Here is a 1376-nt window from a genome sequence, read left to right on the forward strand (position 1 = left end):
CTACCGATGACGCATTTAGTTAATATATTGTAATTGAGTAAGTTGATACCCATGATCTTTGGCTGCTTTAAGCAGCCATTTTTCTTTTTGCAGCCTCAGTTTCTCTTCATAGGTTTTAATCCCCTTTTCTGTATAGTCAAGGCCTTTGACCATTATTCTCCAGTAAAGCGTGGCGAGCTTTCTTGCGGTGGCCTTTAGTAGCGATGCCAGGACCACGCTTAGATTTTAACCTTCGGCCAAAAGCACCTAAAGCTATCTTTTTACTTTCTATTAAACTTTGTGCGATCTGCCTGAATATTTGTCCTGCTTTAGGTCTGTATTTTTTGTTTCTGTTCTTTTTCGTTTTTCCAGAATCATGTTGGCCAGGGGCCAGTCCAAGCCAGGATGTAAAATGCTTTTCTGTAGGCCACTTGGTTAGCTCACTACCTGTTTCTGAAAAAATCTGTAACCAAGTGTAATCGGTAATACCGGGTAGATGGGTAGCATCTCTGCCTGTAAAAAGTTTTAGTAGATGCCCTCCTAAATGATCGATCTCTGGTTTATTATGCCTAATAGGCTTGCGAGCCTTAAGTGATTCAATAGTATTCTGTGATTCGGGATCCTGATGATAATTATTGAACTCCTCGATCGTTTGTTGAAGCCTTTGGATCACACTTGGGAAATTTGCTTTTGATAAAACATATACCCCTGATAAGCTTGTTGCAAGGCGAACAAACCAGCTTCAGTGTAATGACCTTTTAAAGATTTAAGTACAAGGTCTGCCTTCTTTTCCTTTATGGTTTTATGACAGAGTGACAATAGCTTTTCCGGCCGCCTTTCTCCGCCCAAAATAGCTTCAATTATGGCCAGTCCACTTGCCCCATGAAGTTGACTTAATACCTCTTTCAGACGAATATTCATTAAAGTCAAGGCCTTTTGCATATGATTGATATGCATGGAGGCACTTCTAATGTGATCCTCACGCATTCGTTGATAAACCCTTAACCTGCTTTACCTGTCATCAGGGAACAAAGCATCTGTTCAGTAACCCATAGCTATGTAGCTGTTGTATCCACTGACAGTCTTTTACATCAGTCTTGCGACCAGGAACCTGCTTGGTTTGCCGACCGTCAACCAACCATACATCCAGACCGGCCTGCTCCAATATTTCATAAAGAATAACCCAATAAACACCTGTAGCTTCCATGGCTACTGTCTCAATTCCTTTCGATAGAAGGTAATCTTTGGCTAGAATAAAGTCTTGGGTGAATGTTGCAAAAGACTTTACCTGTTCAGATTCAATGGCTACAAAGATACTTTTTGCGCCAATATCAATACCGGCTGCATTAACTCTCAGTTTTTTCATCTCGCTTTACGGTTTTACTTTTAAAAAAAAC

3 protein-coding genes are annotated in these 1376 nt (G+C 40.6%); all 3 read right to left on the bottom strand.

Annotated elements, in window-relative coordinates:
• Positions 1–136: 136 nt before the first annotated feature.
• Positions 137–652, bottom strand: coding sequence for a transposase (locus E1176_RS21320; protein ID WP_155208719.1), 516 nt, complete (start codon positions 650–652; stop codon positions 137–139).
• Positions 649–900 (bottom strand): hypothetical protein, encoded by a 252-nt coding sequence (locus E1176_RS00955; RefSeq protein WP_155208720.1) that lies wholly within the window; start codon positions 898–900, stop codon positions 649–651. The genes E1176_RS21320 and E1176_RS00955 overlap by 4 nt, the downstream gene beginning before the upstream one ends.
• Positions 901–1000: 100 nt before the next feature.
• Positions 1001–1345 carry an IS110 family transposase gene (locus tag E1176_RS00960; protein ID WP_155208721.1) on the bottom strand — a complete coding sequence of 115 codons (345 nt, stop codon included), beginning with the start codon at positions 1343–1345 and terminating at the stop codon, positions 1001–1003.
• Positions 1346–1376: the final 31 nt, after the last annotated feature.

The organism is Fulvivirga aurantia (genome assembly GCF_009711475.1).
GTDB lineage: Bacteria > Bacteroidota > Bacteroidia > Cytophagales > Cyclobacteriaceae > Fulvivirga > Fulvivirga aurantia.

Bases quoted from the DNA above. Each gene is read 5' to 3' on its own strand.
- E1176_RS00955 (WP_155208720.1), bottom strand. From the start codon at position 900: ATGAATATTCGTCTGAAAGAGGTATTAAGTCAACTTCATGGGGCAAGT.
- E1176_RS00960 (WP_155208721.1), bottom strand. From the start codon at position 1,345: ATGAAAAAACTGAGAGTTAATGCAGCCGGTATTGATATTGGCGCAAAA.